At 60.4% G+C, this 25,019-nt stretch carries 25 protein-coding genes, 1 pseudogene and 1 riboswitch; of the genes and pseudogenes, 7 read left to right on the forward strand and 19 right to left on the reverse strand.

Features of this window, described 5'->3' with window-relative positions; translation table 11 throughout:
• Nucleotides 1-37: 37 nt before the first annotated feature.
• From MO767_RS05740 to cobO, 6 genes are read right to left on the reverse strand one after another with little or no spacing between them, the layout of a single operon-like run.
• The gene (locus MO767_RS05740) at nucleotides 38-1,489 is read right to left on the reverse strand and encodes a cobyric acid synthase (protein WP_282479744.1); all 1,452 of its coding nucleotides are present in this window, start codon (nucleotides 1,487-1,489) and stop codon (nucleotides 38-40) included.
• A complete protein-coding gene (gene cobD / locus MO767_RS05745) occupies nucleotides 1,486-2,478 on the reverse strand; it encodes a threonine-phosphate decarboxylase CobD (RefSeq protein WP_282479745.1) in 993 nt (330 codons plus the stop codon). Before cobD ends, MO767_RS05740 begins: the two co-directional genes overlap by 4 nt.
• On the reverse strand, nucleotides 2,471-3,379 hold the full coding sequence (cbiB, locus tag MO767_RS05750; protein WP_282479746.1) for an adenosylcobinamide-phosphate synthase CbiB: 909 nt from the start codon (nucleotides 3,377-3,379) through the stop codon (nucleotides 2,471-2,473). The genes cobD and cbiB overlap by 8 nt, the downstream gene beginning before the upstream one ends.
• Entirely contained in the window at nucleotides 3,376-4,026 is a 651-nt protein-coding gene (gene bluB, locus MO767_RS05755) for a 5,6-dimethylbenzimidazole synthase (RefSeq protein WP_282479747.1), read from the reverse strand. Before bluB ends, cbiB begins: the two co-directional genes overlap by 4 nt.
• Nucleotides 4,023-5,405: a cobyrinate a,c-diamide synthase gene (locus tag MO767_RS05760; protein WP_282479748.1), complete on the reverse strand. Its 1,383-nt coding sequence runs from the start codon at nucleotides 5,403-5,405 to the stop codon at nucleotides 4,023-4,025. The genes bluB and MO767_RS05760 overlap by 4 nt, the downstream gene beginning before the upstream one ends.
• Nucleotides 5,402-6,013: a cob(I)yrinic acid a,c-diamide adenosyltransferase gene (cobO, locus tag MO767_RS05765; RefSeq protein WP_046048017.1), complete on the reverse strand. Its 612-nt coding sequence runs from the start codon at nucleotides 6,011-6,013 to the stop codon at nucleotides 5,402-5,404. The genes MO767_RS05760 and cobO overlap by 4 nt, the downstream gene beginning before the upstream one ends.
• Before the next feature lie 80 nt (nucleotides 6,014-6,093).
• A riboswitch (cobalamin riboswitch) is annotated at nucleotides 6,094-6,330 on the reverse strand.
• 154 nt (nucleotides 6,331-6,484) lie between these two features.
• On the opposite strand from cobO, the gene MO767_RS05770 reads away from it, so the two are divergent.
• Together MO767_RS05770 and MO767_RS05775 are read left to right on the forward strand one after the other, a co-directional pair.
• Entirely contained in the window at nucleotides 6,485-7,069 is a 585-nt protein-coding gene (locus tag MO767_RS05770; RefSeq protein WP_282479749.1) for a hypothetical protein, read from the forward strand.
• 68 nt (nucleotides 7,070-7,137) lie between these two features.
• Nucleotides 7,138-8,451 (forward strand): sorbosone dehydrogenase family protein, encoded by a 1,314-nt coding sequence (locus MO767_RS05775; protein ID WP_282479750.1) that lies wholly within the window; start codon nucleotides 7,138-7,140, stop codon nucleotides 8,449-8,451.
• A 23-nt stretch (nucleotides 8,452-8,474) separates the two neighbouring features.
• On the opposite strand, the gene MO767_RS05780 is transcribed toward MO767_RS05775, so the two are convergent.
• The 6 genes from MO767_RS05780 to MO767_RS05805 all read right to left on the reverse strand — a co-directional run bounded on the left by MO767_RS05780 (nucleotide 8,475) and on the right by MO767_RS05805 (nucleotide 13,819).
• The gene (locus MO767_RS05780) at nucleotides 8,475-9,128 is read right to left on the reverse strand and encodes a class I SAM-dependent methyltransferase (RefSeq protein WP_282479751.1); all 654 of its coding nucleotides are present in this window, start codon (nucleotides 9,126-9,128) and stop codon (nucleotides 8,475-8,477) included.
• A gap of 15 nt (nucleotides 9,129-9,143) precedes the next feature.
• Nucleotides 9,144-9,680: a C40 family peptidase gene (locus MO767_RS05785; RefSeq protein WP_282479752.1), complete on the reverse strand. Its 537-nt coding sequence runs from the start codon at nucleotides 9,678-9,680 to the stop codon at nucleotides 9,144-9,146.
• 165 nt (nucleotides 9,681-9,845) lie between these two features.
• A complete protein-coding gene (locus MO767_RS05790) occupies nucleotides 9,846-10,496 on the reverse strand; it encodes an NlpC/P60 family protein (RefSeq protein WP_282479753.1) in 651 nt (216 codons plus the stop codon).
• A gap of 214 nt (nucleotides 10,497-10,710) precedes the next feature.
• Nucleotides 10,711-11,415: a DnaA regulatory inactivator Hda gene (gene hda, locus MO767_RS05795; protein WP_008148645.1), complete on the reverse strand. Its 705-nt coding sequence runs from the start codon at nucleotides 11,413-11,415 to the stop codon at nucleotides 10,711-10,713.
• Between the two features lie 230 nt (nucleotides 11,416-11,645).
• A complete protein-coding gene (locus tag MO767_RS05800; protein WP_282479754.1) occupies nucleotides 11,646-12,719 on the reverse strand; it encodes an AI-2E family transporter in 1,074 nt (357 codons plus the stop codon).
• 38 nt (nucleotides 12,720-12,757) lie between these two features.
• Entirely contained in the window at nucleotides 12,758-13,819 is a 1,062-nt protein-coding gene (locus MO767_RS05805) for a DUF2066 domain-containing protein (RefSeq protein WP_282479755.1), read from the reverse strand.
• Nucleotides 13,820-14,201: 382 nt separating this feature from the next.
• Here MO767_RS05805 and purM point away from each other — a divergent pair, with 382 nt between their 5' ends.
• From purM to MO767_RS05820, 3 genes are read left to right on the forward strand one after another with little or no spacing between them, the layout of a single operon-like run.
• A complete protein-coding gene (purM, locus tag MO767_RS05810; protein ID WP_008148639.1) occupies nucleotides 14,202-15,260 on the forward strand; it encodes a phosphoribosylformylglycinamidine cyclo-ligase in 1,059 nt (352 codons plus the stop codon).
• The gene (gene purN, locus MO767_RS05815) at nucleotides 15,260-15,910 is read left to right on the forward strand and encodes a phosphoribosylglycinamide formyltransferase (RefSeq protein WP_129445131.1); all 651 of its coding nucleotides are present in this window, start codon (nucleotides 15,260-15,262) and stop codon (nucleotides 15,908-15,910) included. Before purM ends, purN begins: the two co-directional genes overlap by 1 nt.
• A gap of 8 nt (nucleotides 15,911-15,918) precedes the next feature.
• On the forward strand, nucleotides 15,919-16,632 hold the full coding sequence (locus MO767_RS05820) for a DUF3108 domain-containing protein (protein WP_282479756.1): 714 nt from the start codon (nucleotides 15,919-15,921) through the stop codon (nucleotides 16,630-16,632).
• A 65-nt stretch (nucleotides 16,633-16,697) separates the two neighbouring features.
• Here MO767_RS05820 and MO767_RS05825 read toward each other — a convergent pair whose 3' ends face one another.
• From MO767_RS05825 to MO767_RS05835, 3 genes and pseudogenes are all read right to left on the reverse strand, one after another.
• Nucleotides 16,698-17,876, reverse strand: a complete 1,179-nt coding sequence (locus tag MO767_RS05825; protein WP_282479757.1) for a cystathionine gamma-synthase — start codon at nucleotides 17,874-17,876, stop codon at nucleotides 16,698-16,700.
• The gene (locus MO767_RS05830) at nucleotides 17,873-19,249 is read right to left on the reverse strand and encodes a pyridoxal-phosphate dependent enzyme (protein WP_129442313.1); all 1,377 of its coding nucleotides are present in this window, start codon (nucleotides 19,247-19,249) and stop codon (nucleotides 17,873-17,875) included. The genes MO767_RS05825 and MO767_RS05830 overlap by 4 nt, the downstream gene beginning before the upstream one ends.
• A gap of 169 nt (nucleotides 19,250-19,418) precedes the next feature.
• Nucleotides 19,419-19,565: pseudogene (locus MO767_RS05835) on the reverse strand (methyl-accepting chemotaxis protein); the annotation flags it as partial.
• Between the two features lie 163 nt (nucleotides 19,566-19,728).
• On the opposite strand from MO767_RS05835, the gene MO767_RS05840 reads away from it, so the two are divergent.
• Both MO767_RS05840 and MO767_RS05845 read left to right on the forward strand, forming a co-directional pair.
• The gene (locus tag MO767_RS05840) at nucleotides 19,729-20,145 is read left to right on the forward strand and encodes an OsmC family protein (protein ID WP_140681877.1); all 417 of its coding nucleotides are present in this window, start codon (nucleotides 19,729-19,731) and stop codon (nucleotides 20,143-20,145) included.
• 61 nt (nucleotides 20,146-20,206) lie between these two features.
• Complete coding sequence (locus tag MO767_RS05845; RefSeq protein ID WP_282479758.1) at nucleotides 20,207-21,067, forward strand: pirin family protein; 861 nt, start codon at nucleotides 20,207-20,209, stop codon at nucleotides 21,065-21,067.
• 148 nt (nucleotides 21,068-21,215) lie between these two features.
• Here MO767_RS05845 and MO767_RS05850 read toward each other — a convergent pair whose 3' ends face one another.
• From MO767_RS05850 to MO767_RS05865, 4 genes are all read right to left on the reverse strand, one after another.
• Nucleotides 21,216-21,944 (reverse strand): dienelactone hydrolase family protein, encoded by a 729-nt coding sequence (locus MO767_RS05850; RefSeq protein ID WP_282479759.1) that lies wholly within the window; start codon nucleotides 21,942-21,944, stop codon nucleotides 21,216-21,218.
• A 66-nt stretch (nucleotides 21,945-22,010) separates the two neighbouring features.
• Nucleotides 22,011-23,915, reverse strand: coding sequence for a molecular chaperone HtpG (gene htpG / locus MO767_RS05855; protein WP_282479760.1), 1,905 nt, complete (start codon nucleotides 23,913-23,915; stop codon nucleotides 22,011-22,013).
• Between the two features lie 96 nt (nucleotides 23,916-24,011).
• Nucleotides 24,012-24,449, reverse strand: a complete 438-nt coding sequence (locus MO767_RS05860) for a PaaI family thioesterase (protein WP_282479761.1) — start codon at nucleotides 24,447-24,449, stop codon at nucleotides 24,012-24,014.
• A complete protein-coding gene (locus tag MO767_RS05865) occupies nucleotides 24,446-24,922 on the reverse strand; it encodes a PaaI family thioesterase (RefSeq protein ID WP_282479762.1) in 477 nt (158 codons plus the stop codon). Before MO767_RS05865 ends, MO767_RS05860 begins: the two co-directional genes overlap by 4 nt.
• Nucleotides 24,923-25,019: the final 97 nt, after the last annotated feature.

The raw sequence follows: 25,019 nt of genomic DNA on the forward strand, positions 1-25,019 counted from the left end.
GATTCGACTTGGTCGCGAAGAGGCCAGCACAATCACCCTAAAACCCACAGAGTTCCCGCAACAACTCGGTATCCAGATGCTTCTCCACCAGATCCGCCAGCCGCTCGATATCGCGCTCACGCAACGCGTGATAATCCACTTCCTGCACCGCCTGCAAACCTGCCCAGCGCAACAGCGCACTGCACGCCGCGGGCGATTCAAACAGCCCATGCAGATAGGTGCCGAATATCTGCCCGTCCACACTTTGCGCACCGTCGCAGCGACCGTCGTCCAGTTGCACTGCGGCGTTTTCCAGCGCCGGCCCGGTGGTGACGCCGGCATGAATTTCGTAGCCGCTGACCGGCGCGTCTTCGAGCGCCAGACGCCCACGCACATTGCGCAATTGCTTCTCTTCTTCGAGCTGGGTTTCGAACGCCAGCAAGCCCAGACCGGCGCTGGAACCCGGTGCGCCTTCGAGGCCCAGCGGGTCGTGTACCTGCTCGCCGAGCATTTGCAGACCGCCGCAAATGCCCAGCACTTTGCCGCCATAACGCAGATGACGACTGATCGCGGTGTCCCAGCCATTGGCCCGCAGATACGCGAGGTCACTGCGCACGCTTTTCGAACCTGGGAGAATCATCAGGTCAGCCGGCGGAATCGCCTGACCGGGGCCGACAAATTGCAGATCCACCTGCGGATGCAGACGCAGTGGATCGAAATCGGTGTGGTTGCTGATGCGCGGCAGCACCGGCACCAGCACTTTCAGCACCTGGTCAGCCTTGTCGGTCTGACGCTGGTCGATGCCGTCCTCGGCTTCCAGGTGCAGGTCCATCACGTAAGGCAGAACGCCGATCACCGGTTTGCCGGTGTGCGCTTCCAGCCAGTCAAGACCCGGTTGCAGCAAAGCGATATCGCCGCGAAACCGGTTGATGATGAAGCCTTTGACCCGCGCCTGCTCGCTGGGCGACAGCAGTTCCAGCGTGCCCACCAGATGCGCGAAAACCCCGCCGCGATTGATGTCGGCGATCAGCAGCACCGGACAATCCACCGCCTCGGCAAAGCCCATGTTGGCGATGTCACCGGCACGCAGATTGATCTCGGCCGGCGAGCCCGCGCCTTCGACCATGACCACTGGATAAGCCGCGCTCAGCCGTTCATGAGAGGCCAGCACTGCTTGCATGGCGATGGCTTTGTAGTCGTGATACGCGACCGCGTTCATCGTCGTGACCGCGCGGCCATGGATGATCACTTGGGCGCCGGTATCGCTGTTGGGCTTGAGCAGCACCGGGTTCATGTCGGTGTGCGGCTCAAGCTTGGCGGCTTGGGCTTGCACCGCTTGCGCACGACCGATCTCACCACCGTCGGCGGTCACGGCACTGTTGAGCGCCATGTTCTGTGGTTTGAACGGTACGACGCTAACGCCCTGACGCGTGACCCAGCGGCACAACGCCGTCACCAGCGTGCTTTTACCGGCGTCGGAAGTGGTGCCCTGCACCATCAACGTAGTCATTGGGTTTCCTTGGTGTAGGCTTCGAATGCTTGCGCGAGACGTGTCCAGTCGGCTTCATCGGCGGGCAAGCCGAAACGCAGGCTGCTGTTGTGCGTGAACAACCGCAGCAGAATGCCGCGCCGGGCCATGAACTCATGCAAGTCTTCGGCGCGGTCGGTGATCAGCCATTGAAACAAGGCGCAGCCACCCAGGGGTTTGAAACCGTGGTGTTCAAGCAGCAGCGCCAGACGTTCACTGGCTTCATCAGTGCGAACCCGCTGCCGGGCATGCCCTTCGGTATCCAGCAGGCAGGCCTGCCCCAGCACCCGCGTCGGCCCGCTGACCGCCCACGGTCCCACTTGCTCGGCCAGCAACTTGAGCAACTTGCGCTCGGCCAGCACGAAACCCAGGCGCACACCGGCCAGGCCGAAAAATTTTCCGAAGGAACGCAGCACAACCAACCCGACCTGATTGGCAAAAGGTGCCAGGCTCAGCTGCGGTGTGTTGTCCATGAACGCCTCGTCCACCACCAGCCAGCCACCACGCTGGGCCAGCCGCGAGTGCCAGTCGAGCAGACGACTGGGTGTCAGGCTCAGGCCGGTAGGATTGTTCGGGTTGACCACCACCAGCACGTCGAGGCTGTCGAGATAGAAGTCGACTTCTTGCTCCAGCACTTCACGCACGATGTAACCATTACGGCGCCACGCTTCGGCGTGTTCGGCGTAACACGGCGAGAGCACGCCGACCTTGCCGGCCCGACGCAAACGCGGCAGCAACTGGATCGCCATTTGCGAGCCGGCCACCGGCAGCACCTGAGCGGCGCCGTAATAATCACAGGCCGCCTGCTCCAGACCGTCATCGGTTTCCGGCAAACGCGCCCAGGCCCGCAACGGAATCTCCGGGACCTGAAACGGCCAGGGCGCGAGGCCGCTGGACAGGTCGAGCCAATCGGCTTCGGCGATGCCGTATTCGAGCGCTGCCTTGCGTAACCGACCACCGTGTTCAAGCATAAAATTCAGCCCCCACGCAGAGGATCAGCAACCATAACCATACCCCGCGCTGGACCAATTGCCAGCCGCGGTCGATGGAGTCGGCGTCCGCCGGCATGCCTTCGCCCAGTGGCGGACGCTGATGCAGTTCGCCGTGATAAATCGCCGCCCCGCCCAACTCGACACCGAGCGCTCCGGCACCGGCTGCCATCACCGGACCGGCATTCGGGCTGTCCCAGGTCGGGCCCTGGGTGCGCCAGCATTTCAGCGCCAGTCGGGTTTTGCCCAGCAGCGCGTAGGTCAGCGCCACCAGGCGTGCAGGAATATAGTTGAGGACGTCGTCGATCTTTGCCGCGGCCCAGCCGAAACGCTCGAAGCGTTCATTGCGGTAACCCCACATCGCATCGAGGGTATTGCTCAAGCGATAGAGCACCACGCCAGGCGCGCCGGCCACGGCAAACCAGAACAGCGCAGCGAATACCGCGTCGCTACCGTTCTCCAATACGGATTCGGTGGCGGCGCGGGCAACTTCGGTTTTATCCAGTTCGCTGGTCTGGCGGCTGACCAGATAACTGACACGTTTGCGCGCCTCGTCCAGATCATCGCTGCGCAGCGCCTTGGCCACCGGCTCGACGTGTTCACCAAGGCTGCGCATGCCGAGGGCGCAATAGAGCACGAGAATTTCGACGATCCAGCCGACATAGGGCGCCCAGGAAAACGCCGTGGCCAGCAGGGTCAGCGGCAACACCGCGATGACCCAGGCAGTCACGCCATGGCTGCGCCAGCCGCGACCTTCACCATTGAAACGTTGCTCGATGCGGTCGGCAAAACGACCGAACGCCACCAGCGGATGCCAGCGTTTGGGTTCACCCAGCAGCGCATCCAGCGCAACCGCGGCGACACTCAACAACGCCACACTCATTGACTCACTCCCCAATAATTTTCATACAGCAGCTCACTGAGCGGACGCGCCTGCGCCCAGCCTTCGAGTACCAGCATCGGCGCCGGATAGAATTCCTTGACCGGTCCTAGGCAAAGAACGGCCAACGGCTTGGCTCCGGCCGGTAAACCCAGCAGGTCCGCCAGCGCTTGTGGCTCGAACAGCGAGACCCAGCCCATGCCCAATCCCTCAGCGCGGGAGGCCAGCCAGAGGTTCTGGATCGCGCAGGACAGCGAGGCCATATCCATTTCCGGCATCGTCCGACGACCGAAGATGTGACGCTCGCGATCATCCATCAGCGCGGCGACAAGCACCTCGGCGCAGTCGTTGATGCCTTCGACTTTGAGCTTCATGAATTCGTCGGTGCGCTCGCCGAGGGCTTCGGCGGTGCGGATGCGTTCTTCTTCCACCAGTAACTGGATCTTGCCGCGCAAGGCTCGATCGCTGATGCGGATGAACCGCCAGGGCTGCATCAGGCCGACACTCGGCGCCTGATGTGCGGCTTCGAGCACGCGCCGCAGTAACTCGGGCTCGACCGTGCCGCCACTGAAATGACGCATGTCGCGGCGTTCGCCGATGGCGCGATAAACCGCTTCGCGTTCGGCCTCGGAAAATGCGTTGTCGGTCATGGCCTCTTCGCGAGCAAGCGCGCTCCCACAGGGTTCGTGTGATCCATTGTGGGAGCGAGCTTGCTCGCGATGGCGTCCTTACGGTCAGGCGCAAACAATGCGGCTACAGCGGTGGGATTGGACGGGAAATAAAAGTGCACATATGAGGCGGTCATCCGCCCTTCGCGATAAACCGCCTCTGCGCCTCGCCCACCGTTAGGGCTCAGGCCACGAGCGATGGGTTCAAGCTCGGTACTGGTCAGCGAGTGATGATAGGTGTGCCCGCGCAATGAACCTTCCGGCAATTCGACCGCCTGCAACGCCAGCGCGGCCAGGCGCTTTTGCATCACCGCATCCCCGGCCAGCAAGCCGACCAGTTCAGCGCGAGTGCCCTCGACATCGGTCAACGAATCGAGCAAATACAACATGCCGCCGCACTCCGCCAACAACGGTTTGCCCGCCGCATGGTGAACGCGGATTGCAGTCAGCATTGTGGTGTTCTGTGACAGCGCCACATGGTGCAATTCGGGATAACCGCCCGGCAGATAGAGGCTATCTGCCTGCGGCAATTGCGTGTCACGGATCGGCGAGAAAAACAGCAACTCAGCGCCCATGGCCCGCAGCAAATCCAGGCTTGCGCCATAGGTGAAGGCAAACGCTTCGTCACGGGCCACGGCAATTCGAACGCCGGCCAACAGAGGCTCGACAGCGATCACATCAGGAGCGGCGAACTCCACCGCCGGTGGCAGCGCGACCTCGCAACTGCTGGCCAGTGCGTCGGCCGCTGCATCGAGGCGCAGGTCGAGATCGTTCAACTCACTGGCCTGGACCAGCCCGAGGTGTCGACTCGGCAATTCGATCCCGGTTTCCCGGGACAAGGCGCCGTACCAGCGCAAGCCTTCAGTGAGGCTGCCTTCCAGTAATTGCGCGTGACGCAGGGTGCCGACGCGGTTGGCCAGCACACCGGCAAACGGCAGGTCCGGCTGATAACGCGCCAGCCCCAGGGCCAGTGCACCAAAAGTCTGGGCCATGGCAGTGCCATCGATCACACCGAGCACCGGCACACCGAAGTGCCGCGCCAGATCAGCGCTGGACGGGGTACCGTCGAACAGGCCCATGACGCCTTCGATGAGGATCAAGTCCGCTTCGCCGGCGGCTTCCCACAACAGTCGACGACTTTCCTGCTCGCCGACCATCCACATGTCCAGTTGATACACCGGCGCACCGCTGGCGCGCTCGAGAATCATCGGGTCGAGAAAATCCGGGCCGCATTTGAACACGCGCACCTTGCGCCCCTGATTGCGATGCAAACGGGCCAGCGCGGCGGTGACGGTGGTCTTGCCCTGACCGGAGGCCGGCGCGGCAATCAATACCGCCGGGCAATGACGTGGCTGACTCACAATTCGACGCCTTTTTGCGCTTTGATCCCGGCCTGGAACGCGTGCTTGATTACGCCCATTTCGGTGACCGTGTCGGCCAGTTCGATCATCTCCGGCTTGGCGCCGCGACCGGTAACCACTACGTGCTGCATCGGCGGACGCGCCTGCAAATCGCTCAGCACTTGATCGAGATCCAGATAACCGTGCTTGAGCGCAATGTTCAATTCATCCAGCACCACCAGGCCGATCGACGGATCACGCAGCAATTCGCGCGACACCGCCCACGCGGCTTCGGCGGCGGCGATGTCACGTTGGCGATCCTGGGTTTCCCAGGTAAAGCCCTCGCCCATCACATGAAAACGCACCTGTTCCGGGAAGCGCCGGAAGAACAGTTCTTCGCCAGTGCTGCTGCGGCCCTTGATGAACTGCACCACGCCACACTGCATGCCGTGGCCCATGGACCGGGCGAGCATGCCGAAGGCCGAACTGCTTTTGCCTTTGCCGTTACCGGTCAGCACCAGCAGCAGGCCACACTCATTCGGGGAGTTGGCGATGCGTTCATCGATCACGGCTTTTTTGCGCAGCATGCGCGCCAGATGACGTTCGTCACGATCGGGGGTATCAGTCATGGGGGAGCTCTCCGTTGAGGCTGGATAACGGCGGGCAGGCACAAGAATAGACGGCAAGAAGCCTGGCATCGCCCACCGTGATGCCGCTGGATGGATCAGGCCGGTCTCCGGGCTCATGAGCGGCATTTTTTTGCCTGACTGCGCGCCTTCCCATGTTGATATCAACACAGTGGCTCAAGGCGCAGTCTTCACTCATTTACCGTTGCGGGGGCAGCGCCGGGATCGTGAGCCTTCATGAATTGAAGAGATCACTCACCGGCTTCCCTGTTTCACTCTGTCGACCAAGGTCACAGAGCACCTGAAACAAGCCGCGAAGGTTAGAGGGTTGGGGATGGAGCGTCAATTGAAGACGGGCGGCCTGCGAGCGAATAACTGCCGTCGATCAATTATCTGACGCCAATCTTGTGCCACACTCCCAGCAGTGATATCAAAGAGCCACAACCTCACAACACAATAACAAGGGTGAGCCACATGCAAGGCATGATCATCAGCAATCCGAAGCTGGAATTCCTGCGCCCGGTGCTGGAACGCTGGTTTGACTGTATCGACCGCTACAACGCCGTGCGCGGCGATAACGACACGCCTTACTGGTTCGACGAAAAAGCCAACCTGAGCCTGCTTTCCGCCGCAGCCTGGATGGCGGAAATGGTCACGCTGCAACAAACACCGACCCGTAAGCAGACCGAAGAAGGCGAACGCAATGGCCGCGCCGATCTGTTTATCGCGGCCAGCGAAGAACGCGCTTATCTTCAGGCGACCCAGCGCTGGCCACGCGTCAACAGCCTGAACCTGACTCAAGCCTTGCAGGACATCACCAGCGAAGCCAAGCGCATTAGCTACGCCAGCGACCTGAAACTCGGCTGCCTGTTCGTCGCCCCGCAAAAAGCCCAACATAGCGCCACCCCGGAAGAACTCCAGGACATGGTCGACGACCTGCAAAAGGAACACACCTGCGCCGTGGCCTGGTACTTCCCCTATGCCTATCGCAAGTTGCGCAACGAAGCCGGCAACTATCACCCCGGCATTGCTGTGCTGCTCAAGGAAGCCCGCGGCTGACCGGTTGAACCATCGCGTACCTGCGCTTCTCTATTGATTAGGTCAATGCATTCATAGGGAAGATCCGCATGCGCAAGCCCCCGCTCGTTCTCGTTATCGTGCTCGCCGGAGGGCTTGCCGCCTGCGGTGAAACCTCCAGGTTGCAAATCTCGGACGGCACCGGCCCGTCACCCAAGCTGCCAGAACCGAACAAGACCCTGATCCCGACAGTCAACATCGCCCCGGCGATTGGCTGGCCGAACGGCGCGAAGCCTATCGCCGCGACAGGGACTCAGGTGGCGGCGTTTGCCGAAGGTCTCGATCACCCGCGCTGGCTTTACGTGTTGCCTAACGGCGACGTACTGGTGGCCGAAACCAACGCACCACCCAAACCCGATGACGGCAAAGGTATTCGTGGCTGGGTCATGGGCAAAGTCATGGGCCGTGCCGGCGCCAAAGTACCGAGCCCGAATCGCATCACGCTGCTGCGGGACAAGGACCACGATGGCATCGCCGAAACCCGCACGGTATTCCTGGAAAACCTCAACTCCCCCTTCGGCATGACCCTGGTCGGCAATGACCTGTACGTCGCCGACACGGATCGCTTGCTGCGCTTCCATTATGAAAACGGCGAAACGACGATCAAGTCGCAGCCTATGAAGGTGATCGACCTGCCGGGCGGCACGCTGAATCACCACTGGACCAAAAACGTCATCGCCAGCAAGGACGGCAGCAAGCTGTACGTCACGGTGGGCTCCAACAGCAACGTGGCCGAAAACGGCATGGACAAGGAAGAAGGTCGCGCGGCGATCTGGGAAGTGGATCGCGCCACCGGCAACCATCGGATCTTCGCCTCGGGGATTCGCAATCCAAACGGGCTAGCCTGGGAACCTCGCAGCGGCGCATTGTGGACAGCGGTCAACGAGCGCGACGAAATCGGCAGCGACCTGGTGCCGGACTACATCACCTCAGTGAAGGACGGCGGGTTCTACGGCTGGCCTTACAGTTATTACGGTCAGCACGTCGACATCCGCGTCGAGCCGCAAAACCCAGACCTGGTGGCCAAGGCCATTGCGCCGGACTACGCGGTCGGCCCGCATACCGCCTCGTTGGGCCTGACGTTCGCTGAAGGCAACAGACTGCCGGCGCAGTTCAAGGAAGGGGCATTCATCGGCCAGCATGGCTCGTGGAACCGTAAACCGCACAGTGGCTACAAAGTGATTTTCGTACCGTTCAGCGCAGGGAAACCGATCGGGCAGCCGGTGGATGTGCTCACCGGATTCCTCAATGACGAGGAAAAAGCCATGGGCCGTCCGGTAGGTGTGGTGGTTGATCAGCAGGGTGATTTGTTGGTGGCCGATGACGTGGGCAACAAGGTGTGGCGCGTGTCGGCTACTAAATAACGGCAACACACATACCTGTGGGATCAGCGTTTACGACAGAGCGTGAGGCCATCGCCCAACGGCAACAACGACAGGTCCACACGCGAGTCATCTTTCAAGGCGCGATTGAGCGCCTGGATGGCTCGGGTGTCTTCGTTCTCGGGATTGTCCTCAAGCACCCGGCCACTCCACAGCGTGTTATCAAACACCGCCAGACCGCCAATGCGCAGCAGACGCAATGCGTGCTCCAGATAGCGCGGGTAGTTGGCTTTATCGGCATCGATGAAGATCAGGTCGAATGACTCTTGCTGATCCAGCTGAGCCAGGGTTTCCAGCGCGGGCGCCAGACGCAGATCGATCCGCTCGGCAAGCCCCGCTTCCTGCCAGTACCGCCGTGCAGTGGCGTTGTAGTCGCCGGGAATGTCACAGCAGATCAGCGAACCGTCATCCGGCAATGCGGCCGCCATGCACAAAGCGCTGTAACCGGTAAAGGTGCCCACTTCCAGCAGACGCTTGGCGCCGGTGAGCTTCACCAATAGCGCGAGGAACTGACCTTGCTCGGGCGCCACCTGCCAGCGAGCCATGGGCAGCGCCTGGGTTTCGTCACGCAGACGCTTGAGCAGCGGCGTTTCGCGCAGGGAAACGTCGAGCAGGTATTGATACAGGGAATCGTCGAGATTGAGTGTGCGAGCGGTCATGACAACCTCTGCAATTTAGGGGTTGTTTGCCAAGTGCTCAGGTTGCAAGACGCGCTTGGCACTCAGATAGGCTTTCTGCCAGTAGGCTTTGGACAAGCTGTCGAGCTTCACCGTGCCGCCGGTGGCTGGCGCATGGACGAAGCGACCTTCGCCGACGTAGATCCCGGCGTGACTGACCTGAGAACCGCCATTGGTGGCGAAGAAGATCAGGTCGCCGGTTTGCAAACCTTCCTTGCCCACACTGGCCGCCTGCATGCTGATCATCGCGCGCGTGGTACGCGGCAGAGAAATGCCGGCGACGTCACGGTAGACATAACCGATCAGCCCGCTGCAATCGAAACCCGAATCCGGTGTGTTGCCACCCCAACGGTACGGCGTGCCCACCAGGCCGAGCGCACGGAACAATACGTCTTCTGCCTCAGGGGAGAATGCTTGGGAAGAACCGAAAACAATGGGCGCGCGAACCACCGGCGCAGGTGGCGGTGTACGGCTGGCGCAGGCGCTGAGCAGCGCTGCGAAGAACATGATTGCGAGGCGGGCCGACATCGACATATGCAGAGCATCCTGATCTGGCTGCGGCTTTTTCTGCAGGGGGCGCAGAAAAGAAAACCGCCTGCGCAGGACGCAGGCGGTTTGCCATCAATAATAGATCAGGATTCTAGCTGCTACGTGGCAAACTTCAAGTAAGACTTTAAGTTCACCTTACAAATAGTCCGCTTACTTGCGAGCCGTGACGATCGTCGGGGCCGCAGTCGGTGCCATCGCAAGTGCGCGCTTGGCTTCGATGAAGGTTTTGCTCCAGTAGCTGTCGCCCAGGCTATCGATTCGGACACCACCACTACGGCGGCTGCTGGAATGGATGAACTGGTTGTCACCCAGGTAGATCCCGGCGTGACTGACGCGGCCGCGACGGCCATTGGTGGCGAAAAACAGCAAGTCGCCCGGCTCCAGTTTGCTGCGAGAAACCAGCGGAGCGTCGACGTTGATCATTTCGCGGGTGGAGCGTGGCAGGTTCAGACCGGCTTCTTCACGAAACAGGTAACCGATGAAGCCGCTGCAATCAAAGCCAGCTTCGGAGGTGCCGCCGAAACGGTAACGGGTACCGATCAGGGACATGCCGCGTTCGAGGATGCTGTCGGCCAGAACCGGAAGCTGGTACGACTTGCCGCCGGCGAAGTCTGCCAGTTCTATTTCGGTGGCCGCTTCTTCCTGCTCAAGAGCTTGCTGATAAAGAACGGAAGATTGGGCGGTAGCAGAATTTTTAACCTGCCGTTGTTGCTCTTGCTGGGACACTGGAGAGTGGGCAGCGCAACCGAACAACAGGGTGACGAGTGCGAGGGGCACGAGGGGTGCAAAGCGATTTAGCATGGGCACGACCGTGGCTGATAGTCCTAAAGAAGCCGAGACTATGCCTACTATCAACCTCATTTGCAAATTCAATCGATCTTTATGTGACTTCTTGGTTTCGCGTTTACATCTAAGCGCTTAAGCCCGGTTTAGACGTTCGCGCAGCCTGCGACCCCTTAGGAAAGCGGATTTCTTGGCGCCTGAAATATGCCAAATCCCGCTACAGGCCTTGGCTTTACCAGCCCAGCGTTTCTTTCAGGAAAGGGATTGTCAGCTTGCGCTGAGCCTGAAGGGAGGCCTGATCGAGGCGCTCAAGCAGCTCGAAAAGTGCACTCATGCTGCGCGTACCGCGGGTCAAAATAAAATGCCCGACTTCATCGGTCAGGTGCAGACCGCGACGAGATGCGCGCAGTTGCAAGGCACGCAATTTGTCTTCGTCGGAGAGCGGACGCATCTGAAAGATCAGCGCCAACGTCAGACGGGATTTGAGGTCCGCCAGCTTCACCGGCAGTTCACGCGGGGATGTCGACGCGGCGATCAGCAGGCGTCGACCGCTGTCACGCAGACGGTTGAACAGATGGAACAATGCCTCTTCCCAATCCGCCCGACCGGCCACCGCCTGCAAATCATCCAGGCAGACCAGTTCGTACTGTTCTAGGTTGTCGAGGATGGCGATGCCGCGATCAAGCAGCTCGGCCAACGGCAAATACACCGCCGGCTCCCCCAGTTGCTCAAAGCGCAGGCAGGCCGCCTGCAACAAATGCGTACGCCCTACCCCGTCCTTGCCCCAGAGATAAATCAGGCTTTCGGTCCAGCCGGCGTCGGCTTCGCATAGCCGCTCGACATAGCCGAGTGCAGCGGCATTGGCGCCTGGATAGTAATTGATAAAGGTAGCGTCATCACGCAGACGCACACCTAGGGGCAGCTGAATCGGTTTCATCCTGACTGAACAGTTCCAAAGGAACCGTTAGTGGCCTCTGTGTAAAGTTTGCGAAGTTTATACCCGTGAGGCGGGGCGCACAATGCGACAGACCACAAGCAAAATCAAAGGTTTGCGTTAACACCCTGGTTTTATGACAGTTTCTTTGGCGGTGCGTGTAACAGCCGAGCGAGGGATTCGGGTCAACCTGGCAATAAACCAGGCCGACCGCGGCGGGTGGTCAGAGCCGTCTAAAGCTCGGGCTCATCAACCCCACTGTACATATCCGAATCTTTATACAAGTCATGTACATGGCGCAGCAGCACCATGATCACCGCCGCCACCGGCAGCGCCAGCAGCACACCGGTGAAACCGAACAGCTCGCCCCCCGCCAGAATCGCGAAGATCACCGCCACCGGGTGCAGACCGATCCGGTCCCCCACCAGCAATGGCGTCAGCACCATACCTTCCAGCGCCTGCCCCACCATGAACACCGCGACGATACCGATCATGGGATACAGATCGCCACCAAACTGGAACAACCCGGCGATCAAGGCCGCGCCAATTCCGATCACAAACCCCATGTAGGGAACGATCGCCGCCAGACCGGCAATCAAACCGATCAACAGTCCCAACTCCAGCCCCACCAGCATCAGGCCCGCCGCGTAGATGACACCCAGCGCCACCATTACCAGCAACTGACCGCGCACGAACGCACCGAGCACTTCATGGCATTCACCCGCCAGGATCACAACGCGCTCTTCGCGGTCACGGGGCAGCAGGCTGCGGATCTTGGCCATCATCAGGTCCCAGTCTCGCAGCAGATAGAAACTCACCACCGGGATCAGCACCAGATTCGCCAGCCAACCGATCAGCGCCAGCCCGGAAGCCGTCGCCTGACTGAGCACGACGCCGACAATGTCAGTGGTCTGCCCCATGTGCTCGCTGATTGCTGCCTTGAGCTTGTCGAATTTCCAGAAATTATCCGAGAGTCCGAATTTCGATTGCGCCCACGGCAGTGCGGTGTGCTGCAACCAGTCGAGCATCTGCGGTGCCAATTGGTACAAGCGGAACAGCTGCTTGGCGAGCATCGGCACCAACACCAGCAGCAAGGTCGTGAAGATCAAGGTGAACAGCGCAAACACCGTCACCACGCCCCAGGTCCGAGACAGACCGGCCTTCTCCAGCCGATCCACCAGCGGGTCGAACAGATAGGCCAGCAGCAACGCGACCAGGAACGGGGTCAGAATCGGATGCAACAACCAGACAAACACGCAGAGCAGAACCACCCCACCCAACCAGAACCAACGCCGCGTATCGGCCATGTACCACTCCATATGCATCTATATAAAGAAAGAAAACCTTACCAACGGAATCGCAACTGCGGCACCGGCGCCGGACTGGGCGCTACAGCAGGCGCCGAACCGTCAGCCACAGGCTGAACAGGCGCCGTCGGTGCTGACGCCTCACCGGCCGGGACTTCCTGCAGCTTGGCCAGCGACAATTGCGCCTTCAACTGTTCGGCGCTGCCATTGACCCGATAAAGAATCCGGTCGCCGTCGACACTTTGCAGGCGCGCACCAAACGGCTCCAGCAAACGTCCAAGCGTCGCGTAGCGCTCCAGATTCATGCCCTGCACTTCGAGCAATTGTTCGCCCGATGCTCCCGGCTTGACGACAAACCGCGGTGCCAGCCGCTCACTGACCGCCAACATCACCGCATCGGCCACGGCGGCCTGATCCGCCCCCTCTACGCTGCCCGCCTCCTTCTTGTCGCCCAGCCACAAATGCCACTTGGCCTGCCACTGCCCGCCCTCTTCACGGGCATGCACCGCGAGCAAGGCGTCAGCGTTGTAACGCTCCGATGCCCCGCGCAGTGGTGCCGCGTCCGTTCCTTCCAGATTCGGCGCAGTGGCGACGATCTGCTCACTCAGATCGGCCAGCGGCAGGCGCAGCGGCAAACCACGGTGTTGCGCTGCTCGGCGCAGCGGCGCAGCACTGGCCTGGCCATCACCGACCAGGCTCGAACCCTCGGTGGAATCGTTCAACCACCAGCCGAGGATCGAAGGCCGGTTCGCCCCCCACAACGACAGCCCGGCACGGCGCAACGCTTGCTCGGTGGTGGCCGGATCGAAATCAACCTTCAGCACTTCCGGCGGGCCAGCGTCAAAGCCGTACTGACTGATGATTTGCTGCGGGTCCTTGCGCAGTGCCGCCAACCCCGGACTTTGCGCAGCCTTGGGATCACCGGTCAGACGCAACACCAACGTATCCAGCGCTTGCTGGGTCGCTTGCTCGCGCACTTCAGGGGTTTGACCACTGACAGGCTGACGCACCTGATACAGATTTTTGATGGTTTCGGCATGACTCGCCAGGCTGACCAATGACATACAGCCCGCAAACAAAAATCTAGAAAAAAAACGCATGGAGGATTCCTGACGACAAGAGCGGCTGGAACAGGCCGCGTGAACCGGATTGAGCAAGGCTGTGACCACGCCCCCAAGCAAAACATTCACCCGACCCTGGTAAGTTTTTGCACTGTCATAACGATAGACGGTTAATAGCGATACTTTATACAGCCATGAAGGAGGCGACCAACACGGGCAATGAAGGTTTTTTTAAGCTGATATGCCCCTGCCGTCGGCCTGAGGATGGCCGCTGCCCCTCAAGCCTGATAAAATCGCGCGCCTTCGCAGACCGGCAACAGCCGGGCGCCCTGAAATTCGCAGATGGCAATCGCCTTCGTCAGTTTCGGTGGTCCCACTGGACTCGGTCGTTACCCCTGAATCCCCCCTAAAGGCCTGGATCATGAGCAAGCAACCCTCCCTGAGCTACAAGGACGCCGGTGTAGACATCGACGCCGGTGAAGCATTGGTCGAACGCATCAAGAGCGTCGCCAAGCGCACTGCGCGCCCGGAAGTCATGGGCGGCCTGGGCGGTTTCGGCGCCCTCTGCGAAATCCCGGCCGGCTACAAACAGCCCGTGCTGGTTTCCGGCACTGACGGCGTCGGCACCAAGCTGCGCCTGGCACTGAACCTGAACAAGCACGACAGCATCGGCATCGACCTGGTTGCCATGTGTGTGAACGACCTGGTGGTTTGCGGCGCAGAGCCGCTGTTCTTCCTCGACTACTACGCCACCGGCAAACTCAACGTCGAAACCGCGACCCAGGTCGTGACCGGCATCGGCGCTGGCTGTGAATTGTCCGGCTGCTCCCTGGTTGGCGGCGAAACCGCTGAAATGCCAGGCATGTACGAAGGCGAAGACTACGACCTGGCCGGCTTCTGCGTCGGCGTCGTGGAAAAATCCGAAATCATCGACGGTTCCAAAGTCGCTGCTGGCGATGCCCTGCTCGCCCTGCCGTCTTCCGGCCCGCACTCCAACGGCTACTCGCTGATCCGCAAGATCATCGAAGTGTCCGGTGCCGACATCGAAAACATCCAGCTCGACGGCAAACCGCTGACCGACCTGCTGATGGCCCCGACCCGTATCTACGTGAAGCCGCTGCTCAAGCTGATCAAGGAAACCGGCGCCGTCAAAGCCATGGCCCACATCACCGGCGGTGGCCTGCTGGACAACATCCCGCGCGTTCTGCCAAAAGGCGCACAAGCCGTGGTTGACGTTGCGAGCTGGACCCGTCCTGCCGTGTTCGACTGGCTGCAAGAGAAAGGCAACGTTGACGAAAACGAAATGCACCGCGTGCTGAACTGCGGCGTGGGCATGGTCATCTGCGTTGCTCAAGAGCACGTCGAAACCGCCCTGAACGTCCTGCGCGAAGCCGGCGAGCAGCCTTGGGTCATCGGTCAGATTTCCACCGCTGCCGAAGGCGCGGCTCAGGTTGAACTGAAGAACCTCAAGGCTCATTGATGTCCCAGACCTGTGATGTGGTGGTGCTGTTGTCCGGCACCGGCAGTAACTTGCAGGCCTTGATCGACAGCACGCGGACCGGCGACAGCCCGGCCCGCATTGCTGCGGTGATTTCCAACCGCGCCGACGCCTACGGCCTGCAACGCGCCAGGGATGCGGGTATCGACACCCGCACCCTGGATCACAAGGCGTTCGAAGGCCGCGAAGCCTTCGATGCCGCGCTGATCGAACTGATCGACGCGTTCAACCCCAAACTCGTGGTACTGGCCGGCTTCATGCGCATTCTCAGCGCAGGCTTCGTGCGCCACTACCAGGGTCGCCTGCTCAATATCCATCCTTCGCTGCTACCCAAATACAAAGGGTTACACACGCATCAGCGCGCGCTGGAGGCCGGCGACACCGAGCACGGCTGCTCCGTGCACTTCGTCACCGAGGAACTCGATGGCGGACCACTGGTCGTACAGGCAGTAATACCGGTAGAGTTGCACGATTCGCCGCAGAGTCTGGCGCAGCGAGTTCATACCCAGGAACACCTGATTTACCCGCTGGCTGTACGCTGGTTTGCCGAAGGTCGTGTATCACTCGGCGAGCAAGGTGCTTTACTGGATGGAAAGTTACTCGCGGCCAGCGGCCACTTGATTCGAACCTAGGAGATTTTATGCGTCGCGCCCTGCTCTTCGCTTGCGCTCTGCTCGCACTGCCATTTGCGCAGGCTGCAGAACTTCAACCTTTCTCCGCCAGCTACACAGCTGACTGGAAGCAGTTGCCCATGAGCGGCACCGCTGAACGCAGCCTGACCAAACAAGCCAACGGCGCCTGGAAGCTCAGCTTCAAGGCCTCGATGATGATCGCCAGCCTGACCGAAGAAAGCACCCTGACGTTGGACAAGGACATCTTGCTGCCGCAGTCCTACCACTTCGAACGTGGCGGCCTGGGTAAAGCCAAGAAGGCTGACCTGGATTTCGACTGGACCAACAAAATGGTCACCGGCACCGATCGCGGTGACCCGGTCAAGATCCCGCTCAATCGCGGCATGGTCGACAAATCCACTTATCAGTTGGCCCTGCAACACGACGTGGCCGCTGGCAAGAAAAGCATGAGCTACCAGGTCGTCGACGCTGGCGAAGTCGATACCTATGACTTCCGTGTGCTGGGTTCGGAAAAGGTCGACACCAAGGCTGGCCAGATCGATGCAATCAAGGTCGAGCGCGTGCGCGACCCGACACAAAGCAAGCGCATCACCGTCCTGTGGTTCGCCAAGGACTGGGATTACCTGCTGGTTCGTCTGCAACAGGTTGAAACCGACGGCAAGGAGTACAACATCATGCTCCTCGACGGTACGGTCAACGGTAAGGCTGTCAAAGGCAGCTGATCCGGCCCGACCCAAAAATCCGGAATCCGATAAGGGTTCCGGATTTTTTTTTTGCCTGCTGAAATTCAGATCCGCGCCAGCGCCTGTGCCAGGTCGGCGCGCAGGTCTTCGACATCCTCGACCCCCACGGACAACCGCACCAGCGCATCGCCGATGCCGAGTTGCGCACGAGTATCCGCGGGGATGCTGGCGTGGGTCATGATCGCAGGGTGCTCGATCAGGCTTTCCACCCCGCCCAGGCTCTCGGCCAAGGCGAAGATCCGCACACTCTCGAGGAAGCGCGTGGCACCGGCCAGGTCGCTGTTCAGGTCGAGGGATATCATCCCGCCGAAACCACGCATCTGCCGCTGCGCCAGTGCGTGCTGCGGGTGCGACGGCAGGCCCGGATAATAGACACGCGCCACCTGCGGCTGACGCTCCAGCCATTGCGCCAGGTCCAGCGCGTTGTTGCAGTGGCGCTCCATGCGCAGCGCCAGGGTCTTCACGCCGCGCAGGGTGAGGAAAGCGTCGAACGGCCCGGCGATCGCGCCCACCGCGTTCTGCAGAAAACCCAGACGCTCCGCCAGGTCTGCGTTTTGTCCGACCACCGCAATGCCGCCGATCACGTCGGAGTGGCCGTTCAGGTACTTGGTGGTCGAGTGCAGCACGATGTCGAAGCCAAGCTCCAGCGGGCGCTGTATCCAGGGGCTGGCAAAGGTGTTGTCGGCGACACATATAATGCCTCGCGAGCGACAGATGCGCGCGACGGCGGCGAGGTCCGTCAGGCTCAGCAAGGGATTGCTTGGCGTCTCGACCCAAACCATCTTCGTGTCGGGCTGCAGTGCTGCTTCGAATCCCGCCAGGTCAGTCAGGTCGACGAAGCTGAAGCGATGCCCGGCGCTACGTTTGCGCACCTTGTCGAACAGCCGAAAGGTGCCGCCGTACAAATCATTGCCGGAGACGATGTGCGAGCCCGCGTCGAGCAGCTCGAGCACCGTGGAGATCGCCGCCAGCCCGGAGGCGAACGCGAAGGCCTGGGAGCCGCCTTCGAGGTCTGCAACGCAACGTTCCAGCGCAAAGCGCGTCGGGTTGTGCGAGCGCCCGTAGTCGAAGCCCTTGTGCACACCGGGGCTCTGCTGCAAATAGGTGGAGTTGGCGTAAATCGGCGGCATCAGCGCCCCGGTGGTAGGGTCAGGCGTTTGCCCGGCATGGATCACACGGGTGGCGAAGGCGCGTGGCACAGCGTTTTCATCGTGTTGACTCATGTAAGGGATCTCCGTAGGTGAATGAGCATGTCGACTCGAGTAATCAAGCCGTAGAAGCCCGAAGCGTCGGCGATGATCGCCACCAGCCCACGGTCGAGCTCCGCCCGTAGTTCAGCCAGACTGGCGCCTGGAGGCAGGGTTTGCAGCTTATCGGTCATCGCGCTGGCCACGCTCGCGCGAAAGTGCGAAGCCTCTTCTTGCATGCCCAGCAGAATGTCGGATTCGTCGATCACGCCGACCAGCCGCTGCCCGCCCTCCAGCACCGGCAGTTGCGACACATCAGCCAGGCGCATGCGCTGGAACGCGGTGAGCAGCGTATCGTCCGGGCCCACGCTGATCACCCGGCCATCCTCGAAGCGCCGTGAGATCAGGTCGCGCAGATCGCCGTAATGTTTGTACTGCAGCAGGCCCTGATCGTTCATCCACTGGTCGTTGTAGACCTTCGACAGGTAGCGCGTGCCGGTGTCGCAGACGAAGCTGACGACCCGCTTTGGCTCGGTCTGCTCGCGGCAGTAACGCAGCGCCGCCGCCAGCAGTGTGCCGGTCGAAGAGCCGCCGAGTATGCCTTCGGCGCGCAGCAGTTGGCGGGCATGATCGAAGCTTTCCTCGTCGCTGATCGAGTAGGCGTGGCGCACGCTGGACAGGTCGGCAATCGACGGAATGAAGTCCTCGCCGATGCCCTCCACCGCCCAGGAGCCAGGCGTGTTCATGGTGCCGCTGCGGCTGTATTCGGCCATCACCGAGCCGACCGGATCGGCCAGCACCATGACCAGGTCCGGTTGCACGCGGCGAAAGAAACGGGTCAACCCAGTCAGTGTGCCGGCCGACCCGACGCCGACGACGATGGCGTCCAGATCATGCTGAGTCTGCGCCCAGATCTCTGGCGCGGTGCTGCACTCGTGGGCCAGCGGGTTGGCCGGGTTGTTGAACTGATCGGCGAAGAAGGCATCGGGAATTTCCTGCGCCAGCCGCGCCGCTACGTCCTGGTAGTAATCGGGATGACCCTTGCCAACGTCGGAGCGGGTGATGTGCACCTCGGCGCCCATCGCCTTGAGGTGCAAGACCTTCTCGGTGGACATTTTGTCCGGCACCACCAACACCACTCGGTAGCCCTTGGCTCGGCCGACCAAGGCCAGACCAAGGCCGGTGTTGCCGGCGGTGGCTTCGACGATGGTGCCGCCGGGACGCAGGCTGCCATCGCGCTCGGCGGCGTCGATCATCGCCAGGCCGATGCGATCCTTGATCGAGCCGCCGGGGTTTTGCGATTCGAGCTTGAGGAACAGCGTGCACGGGCCGGTATCGAAACGGCTGACGCGCACCAGCGGCGTATTGCCGATCAGTTCGAGTACGGCGGGTCGGGAGTCGGTGGGCATGTCGTCACCTCGCTACGAAAATCAGCACTGGGTGGACAGCAACCGGCGGCGACTCATCGCGCGCCAGTCGCAGGCAAAGTCTCGCTTGGACCATAGGCCGGGATGGAGCCACCCGCAACCTTGCACAGCCAGCCGGTAGCGTCGCCGGAACGACAAAGCCGCTCGGCGTTCAGACCGAGAACCGCGCCACCATCGTATTCAGATCGGCCGCCAACCGGGACAGCTCCTGACTCGCCGCACTGGTTTGATTCGCCCCGGCCGACGTCTGCAACGCAAGATCGCGAATATTCATCAGGTTGCGATCCACCTCACGCGCGCACCACCGCAAAGCCGCGCCCGGCACTCCCGGCCCGCGCCGCTTCGATGGCCGCCCCGCGAATGCGCAGTAAGAAAGTGGAACGCGTAACAGGGGGAATGCTCTATAACTTCAAGGTCTTTTTTGATCGAATGACTTTTTCCTGTTGCCTACGAGGTTTTCCATGACTGTCACCGTCAATACCGTTTCCGCCGAAGGTTTTCGTCACAGCGTCCAGATCGATGACCACGAACTCTTTGCCGACGTACCGACATCCCTCGGCGGTGAAGGCTCGGCGCCCGAGCCACACGATTACTTCGACGCGGCCCTGGGTGCCTGCAAGGCCCTGACGCTGAAGATGTACGCGAAGAAGAAAGACATCCCGCTGACCGGTGTCACGGTCGAAGTCAAACGGGACAACAGCGAAGAGCAGAAAGGTAAATATGCCCTCCACGTCAAATTGACCCTCAAGGGTGTGCTCACCGACGCCCAGCGCGATGAGCTGCACCGCGTGGCCGACCGTTGCCCGGTCCACAAGTTGATGACCACCACCGACGTCAGCATCGAAACGCACCTGTCTGAAGGTGCCTTCAGCCAATAGCGGCAAGGGCTGCGCAAGCGGGTTATGCTCCACGCATTACCCGCTCAGCCTGGAATGCAGCATGAACACTCCGCTCGTGATCCGTCCCCGCGCCGAAGATGTCGAAGGCCAGCCAATTCTTCGCCCGCTGCCGTCAGCCAGATGCCGCAGCGTCGGGCCTTTCGTGTTTTTCGACCACATGCTCGAAACCCGTTATGAGGCCGGAAAAGGCATGAACATCCGTCAGCATCCGCACATTGGTCTGTCGACCCTCACGTACTTGTTCGAAGGAAAAATCCAGCACAAGGACAGCCTTGGCTCCGACCAAGTGGTGGACGCCGGTGATGTCAGCTGGATGACGGCGGGCAGCGCGATTGCCCACGTCGAGCGTACGCCTGAGGCGTTGAAGGACAGCGGCTTCACCATGCACGGCTTACAGATTTGGCTGGCCTCTCCGAAAGATAAAGAGCACGGTCCCGGACACTACAGCCACCATCCGGCGGCTACGCTGCCGGTCAGCGATAACCTGGGGGTGAAGATCCGGATGATTGCCGGGTCAGGCTTTTGCCTGGAATCACCGGTCCCGGTGCTTTCTCCTACCTTATATGCCGAATTGAACCTGCAAACGGCGACCACATTGCTGATTCCTACCGAGCATGAAGAGCGAGCGTTGTATGTGCTTAACGGCGAGGTGCAACTGGATGGCGAGCTGATAGAACCGCATTCACTGGTGGTGTTGCCGGTCGGGGAAGAGATGACGCTGTTTGCTGAAAGTGACTGTCATGCCGTGTTGTTTGGCGGGGCGCCGCTGGACGGGCCGCGGCGGATCAACTGGAATTTTGTGGCGAGCGATCCAGCGTTGATCGATGAGGCGCGGCGACGCTGGGCGGCTGGGGATTGGCCGACGGTTCCGGGGGAAACCGAAAGGATCGAACTACCTTAGTTCTTGGTTGGTCATGACACCGCCATCGCGAGCAAGCTCGCTCCCACAGGGGAATGCATTCCAAAAATGTGGGAGCGAGCTTGCTCCGGGCGGCGTTCCGACGATGAGGCCAGCCCAAACAACAAGAGTGTCAGGGCAAAAACTGCTATCAGCCTTTAAAAACTTCATCCAGCAAGTTGTGCATCGACGTAAACGCACGCCCCGCCGTCTTCGCGTCATACATCATCATGCCTGGCACATTGGCGTGCGGATCGGTGAAGGAATGCACCGCGCCGCCGTAGCTCAGCAATTGCCAATCCACGCCCGCCGCATTCATTTCAACTTCAAACGCCGGCAGCTGCTCTTTCGGCACCAATGGATCGGATGCACCGTGCAGCACCAACACCGCCCCCTTGATGTTCCTGGCATCAGCCGGATTTGGCGAATCCAACGTTCCGTGGAACGACACCGCCGCTTTCACCGGCGCTCCGGCGCGCGCCAGATCCAGCGCGCAGCAACCACCGAAGCAGAAACCAAAGGTCGCCAGTTTCGAGCTATCGACCGCCGCTTCGTCCTGGATTTGCAACTGTTCGAACGCTGCTTGCATGCGTTTGCGCAACAACGGCCGGTCATGCTTGAGCGGCGTCATGGCTGCACCCGCCTCGTCGCCGTTCTGCGGACGGACCGACTGACCGTAGAGGTCCGCGATCAGCACCACATAACCCTTGGACGCCACAGACTTGGCAATTTCCTCGGCACCGGCGCTGACGCCCATCCAGTTCGGCGCCATCAACAGACCCGGACGTGGGCCTTTGTGGTCGGCATCGAACGCCAGACGGCTTTCATACGACTGGCCATCAAGCTGATAAGCGACGGAACGAACAGTGATTTGGCTCATGACTAACTCCCAGTAAAAGACACCAGAATAAAAAAACCCGCCGAAGCGGGTTTTTGTACAACGCAGTTAAACCGACAGTTCAACCAGCAGCTTGTTGAGACGGCGCACGTATGCAGCCGGGTCTTTCAAGCTGTCGCCGGCGGCCAGCGCCGCCTGATCGAAGAGTATGTGCGACAGGTCGCCGAAGCGTTCGTCGCTCTGCTCGTTGTCGAGCTTCTCGATCAGCGGGTGAGCCGGGTTGAATTCGAAGATCGGCTTCGATTCCGGAACCTTCTGACCGCTGGCTTCCAGGATCTGACGCATCTGCATGCCCAGGTCCTGCTCGCCGATGGCCAGAATCGCCGGGGAATCGGTCAGACGATGGGAAACCCGCACTTCAGCAACGGAGTCGCCCAGTGCAGTTTTCAAACGCTCAACCAGACCTTCTTTGGACTTGGCGACTTCTTCCGCAGCTTTCTTGTCTTCTTCCGAATCCAGGTTGCCCAGGTCCAGGTCACCACGCGCCACGTCGACAAAGCTCTTGCCGTCGAAGTCGCTGAGGTAGCTCATCAGCCACTCGTCGATGCGGTCGGTCAGCAGCAGCACTTCGATGCCTTTCTTGCGGAAGACTTCCAGGTGCGGGCTGTTTTTGACTTGCGCGTAGGTTTCGCCGGTCAGGTAGTAGATCTTGTCCTGACCTTCCTTGGCGCGAGCCAGGTATTCAGCCAGACCCACCACTTGCTCGCCTTCATTACCGCTGGTCGATGCGAAACGCAGCAGGCCAGCGATTTTCTCTTTGTTGGCGAAGTCTTCTGCCGGGCCTTCTTTCATGACCTGGCCAAAGTTTTTCCAGAAGCTCTTGTATTGCTCAGGCTCGTTCTTCGCCAGCTTTTCCAGCATGTCGAGAACGCGCTTGGTCAGCGCCGACTTCATGGAATCGATGATCGGGTCTTTCTGCAGGATTTCCCGCGACACGTTCAGCGACAGGTCGTTGGAATCGACCACGCCTTTGATAAAGCGCAGGTACAGCGGCAGGAACGACTCTGCCTGATCCATCACAAACACGCGCTGCACGTACAGTTTCAGGCCTTTCGGCGCTTCACGCTGGTACAGATCGAACGGAGCACGGGCCGGCACGTAGAGCAGCGAGCTGTATTCAAGCTTGCCTTCGACCTTGTTGTGGCTCCAGCTCAACGGGTTCTCGAAGTCGTGACCGACGTGCTTGTAGAACTCCTGGTATTCCTCGTCCTTGATCTCGGTACGCGGACGGGTCCACAGGGCGCTGGCGCGGTTGACGGTTTCCCATTCAACGGCCGGTTGCTCTTCGCCTTCGACGGCTGCTACTTCTTTCGGCAACTCGATCGGCAGAGCGATGTGGTCGGAGTACTTTTTAATGATGTTGCGCAGACGCCAGCCATCGGCGAATTCGTCTTCACCGGACTTCAGGTGCAGGACGATACGGGTGCCGCGTTCGGCTTTCTCAACGGTGGCAACTTCAAAATCGCCTTCACCCTTGGACGACCAGTGCACGCCTTCGCTGGCAGCAGCACCGGCACGACGGCTGAACACGTCGACTTTATCGGCGACGATGAATGCAGAGTAGAAACCCACACCGAATTGACCGATCAGGTGCGAGTCTTTTTTCTGATCACCGGAGAGATGTTTCATGAAATCGGCAGTGCCGGATTTGGCGATGGTACCCAGGTGGGTGATCGCATCTTCACGGCTCATGCCGATGCCGTTGTCTTCGAGGGTGACGGTTTTAGCGTCCTTGTCGAAGCTCACACGGATTTTCAGTTCGGCGCCACCTTCCAGCAACTCAGGCCTGGACAGGGCTTCGAAACGTAATTTGTCGACAGCGTCAGAGGCGTTCGAGATCAATTCGCGAAGGAAAATTTCCTTGTTGGAATACAGCGAATGGATCATGAGGTGCAGCAGTTGCTTCACCTCGGTCTGGAAGCCCAGGGTTTCCTTTTGAGTTTCCACACTCATGGTCATCAAACTCCAATCAGATGGCAGTGGCCGCGACCTGAAGGGTCGGCGGCGGGTTGTCATCAAAGTTGGGGGCTGAGTTCAGGATTTCAAGGGCTATTCAATTTTGAAATGGGCGCGGGCCGTGGCAATCGGTTCGGCTTCAGTGCTTTGCCAGGCCGTAATCGCAACATTTGCCACCCGGCGGCCCTGCCGACAAACCTGGCATCTGGCCCAGGTGTCGCGAAACTGCCCGGCGCGCAGATAGTCGAGGGAGAAGTCGATGATCTTCGGCACACCCGGCGAACCGGTGAAAATCAGCAGGTGCAGCGCTGCGGACAGCTCCATGAACCCGGCAATCACTCCACCATGAATCGCCGGCAATAAAGGGTTACCAATGTTGTCCTTGTTGGCTGGCAAGCGAAACAGCAGATCATCCCCCACCCGCGAACATTCGATGCCGATCAATTTGGCGTAGGGAATCAGGTGCAGCAGCGAAGCGTAGTCGCCCTGCTCATGTGCCTGCTGAAGTTGTTCCTTGAACGCGTCGGTCATTTCGTACCTCCGGCGATGACGCCGCCAAAGCCTTTGGTGCCCTTGATGGCTTTACCCATGCGCATGAAGGTGCCCACCACATGGGCGATGGGCTGCTCGGGGTCGTCCTGGTAGGCGAAGCCGCGAGCAAAGATCACATCCGTGGTCACCCGGTAGCACTGGGCAAAACCGTAGACATCTTTATGCGGCTCGGCGGCGTGCATGTAGTCGATGCGCAGGTCGAGGGTCGGGCAAACTTCGAACTCGGGCAGCACGCAGAGGGTGGACATGCCGCAGGCCGTGTCCATCAGCGAGGTCAGCGCCCCGCCATGAATCACGCCGGTTTGCGGGTTGCCAACAATTTGCGGACTGTACGGCAGAATGACCGTCAGGCCTTCGCTGCTGGCGCTTTGAACCCGCAGCCCAAGTACCTGACAATGTCGCAGCGCCGATAAAAATCGTGTAGCGCGCTCAAAAACGGGGTTTTCGGCCATTTTGATCAAACTCTTCTTAGTGTTCAGGCAACGCACTAGGCGTTTTTAGTAAAAGTTCCCGTCGGAATAAACTTATATATCTGTATGAATTGAGGAA

The organism is Pseudomonas sp. UYIF39 (assembly GCF_029963765.1).
Lineage (GTDB): Bacteria > Pseudomonadota > Gammaproteobacteria > Pseudomonadales > Pseudomonadaceae > Aquipseudomonas.

Excerpts from the sequence above, each read along its gene's own strand:
- MO767_RS05740 (WP_282479744.1), bottom strand. The coding sequence starts at position 1,489 with ATGACTACGTTGATGGTGCAGGGCACCACTTCCGACGCCGGTAAAAGC.
- cobD (WP_282479745.1), bottom strand. The coding sequence starts at position 2,478 with ATGCTTGAACACGGTGGTCGGTTACGCAAGGCAGCGCTCGAATACGGC.
- cbiB (WP_282479746.1), bottom strand. The coding sequence starts at position 3,379 with ATGAGTGTGGCGTTGTTGAGTGTCGCCGCGGTTGCGCTGGATGCGCTG.
- bluB (WP_282479747.1), bottom strand. The coding sequence starts at position 4,026 with ATGACCGACAACGCATTTTCCGAGGCCGAACGCGAAGCGGTTTATCGC.
- cobO (WP_046048017.1), bottom strand. The coding sequence starts at position 6,013 with ATGACTGATACCCCCGATCGTGACGAACGTCATCTGGCGCGCATGCTG.
- MO767_RS05770 (WP_282479749.1), top strand. The coding sequence starts at position 6,485 with ATGCAAGGCATGATCATCAGCAATCCGAAGCTGGAATTCCTGCGCCCG.
- MO767_RS05775 (WP_282479750.1), top strand. The coding sequence starts at position 7,138 with ATGCGCAAGCCCCCGCTCGTTCTCGTTATCGTGCTCGCCGGAGGGCTT.
- MO767_RS05780 (WP_282479751.1), bottom strand. The coding sequence starts at position 9,128 with ATGACCGCTCGCACACTCAATCTCGACGATTCCCTGTATCAATACCTG.
- MO767_RS05785 (WP_282479752.1), bottom strand. The coding sequence starts at position 9,680 with ATGTCGATGTCGGCCCGCCTCGCAATCATGTTCTTCGCAGCGCTGCTC.
- MO767_RS05790 (WP_282479753.1), bottom strand. The coding sequence starts at position 10,496 with ATGCTAAATCGCTTTGCACCCCTCGTGCCCCTCGCACTCGTCACCCTG.
- hda (WP_008148645.1), bottom strand. The coding sequence starts at position 11,415 with ATGAAACCGATTCAGCTGCCCCTAGGTGTGCGTCTGCGTGATGACGCT.
- MO767_RS05800 (WP_282479754.1), bottom strand. The coding sequence starts at position 12,719 with ATGGCCGATACGCGGCGTTGGTTCTGGTTGGGTGGGGTGGTTCTGCTC.
- MO767_RS05805 (WP_282479755.1), bottom strand. The coding sequence starts at position 13,819 with ATGCGTTTTTTTTCTAGATTTTTGTTTGCGGGCTGTATGTCATTGGTC.
- purM (WP_008148639.1), top strand. The coding sequence starts at position 14,202 with ATGAGCAAGCAACCCTCCCTGAGCTACAAGGACGCCGGTGTAGACATC.
- purN (WP_129445131.1), top strand. The coding sequence starts at position 15,260 with ATGTCCCAGACCTGTGATGTGGTGGTGCTGTTGTCCGGCACCGGCAGT.
- MO767_RS05820 (WP_282479756.1), top strand. The coding sequence starts at position 15,919 with ATGCGTCGCGCCCTGCTCTTCGCTTGCGCTCTGCTCGCACTGCCATTT.
- MO767_RS05825 (WP_282479757.1), bottom strand. The coding sequence starts at position 17,876 with ATGAGTCAACACGATGAAAACGCTGTGCCACGCGCCTTCGCCACCCGT.
- MO767_RS05830 (WP_129442313.1), bottom strand. The coding sequence starts at position 19,249 with ATGCCCACCGACTCCCGACCCGCCGTACTCGAACTGATCGGCAATACG.
- MO767_RS05840 (WP_140681877.1), top strand. The coding sequence starts at position 19,729 with ATGACTGTCACCGTCAATACCGTTTCCGCCGAAGGTTTTCGTCACAGC.
- MO767_RS05845 (WP_282479758.1), top strand. The coding sequence starts at position 20,207 with ATGAACACTCCGCTCGTGATCCGTCCCCGCGCCGAAGATGTCGAAGGC.
- MO767_RS05850 (WP_282479759.1), bottom strand. The coding sequence starts at position 21,944 with ATGAGCCAAATCACTGTTCGTTCCGTCGCTTATCAGCTTGATGGCCAG.
- htpG (WP_282479760.1), bottom strand. The coding sequence starts at position 23,915 with ATGAGTGTGGAAACTCAAAAGGAAACCCTGGGCTTCCAGACCGAGGTG.
- MO767_RS05860 (WP_282479761.1), bottom strand. The coding sequence starts at position 24,449 with ATGACCGACGCGTTCAAGGAACAACTTCAGCAGGCACATGAGCAGGGC.
- MO767_RS05865 (WP_282479762.1), bottom strand. The coding sequence starts at position 24,922 with ATGGCCGAAAACCCCGTTTTTGAGCGCGCTACACGATTTTTATCGGCG.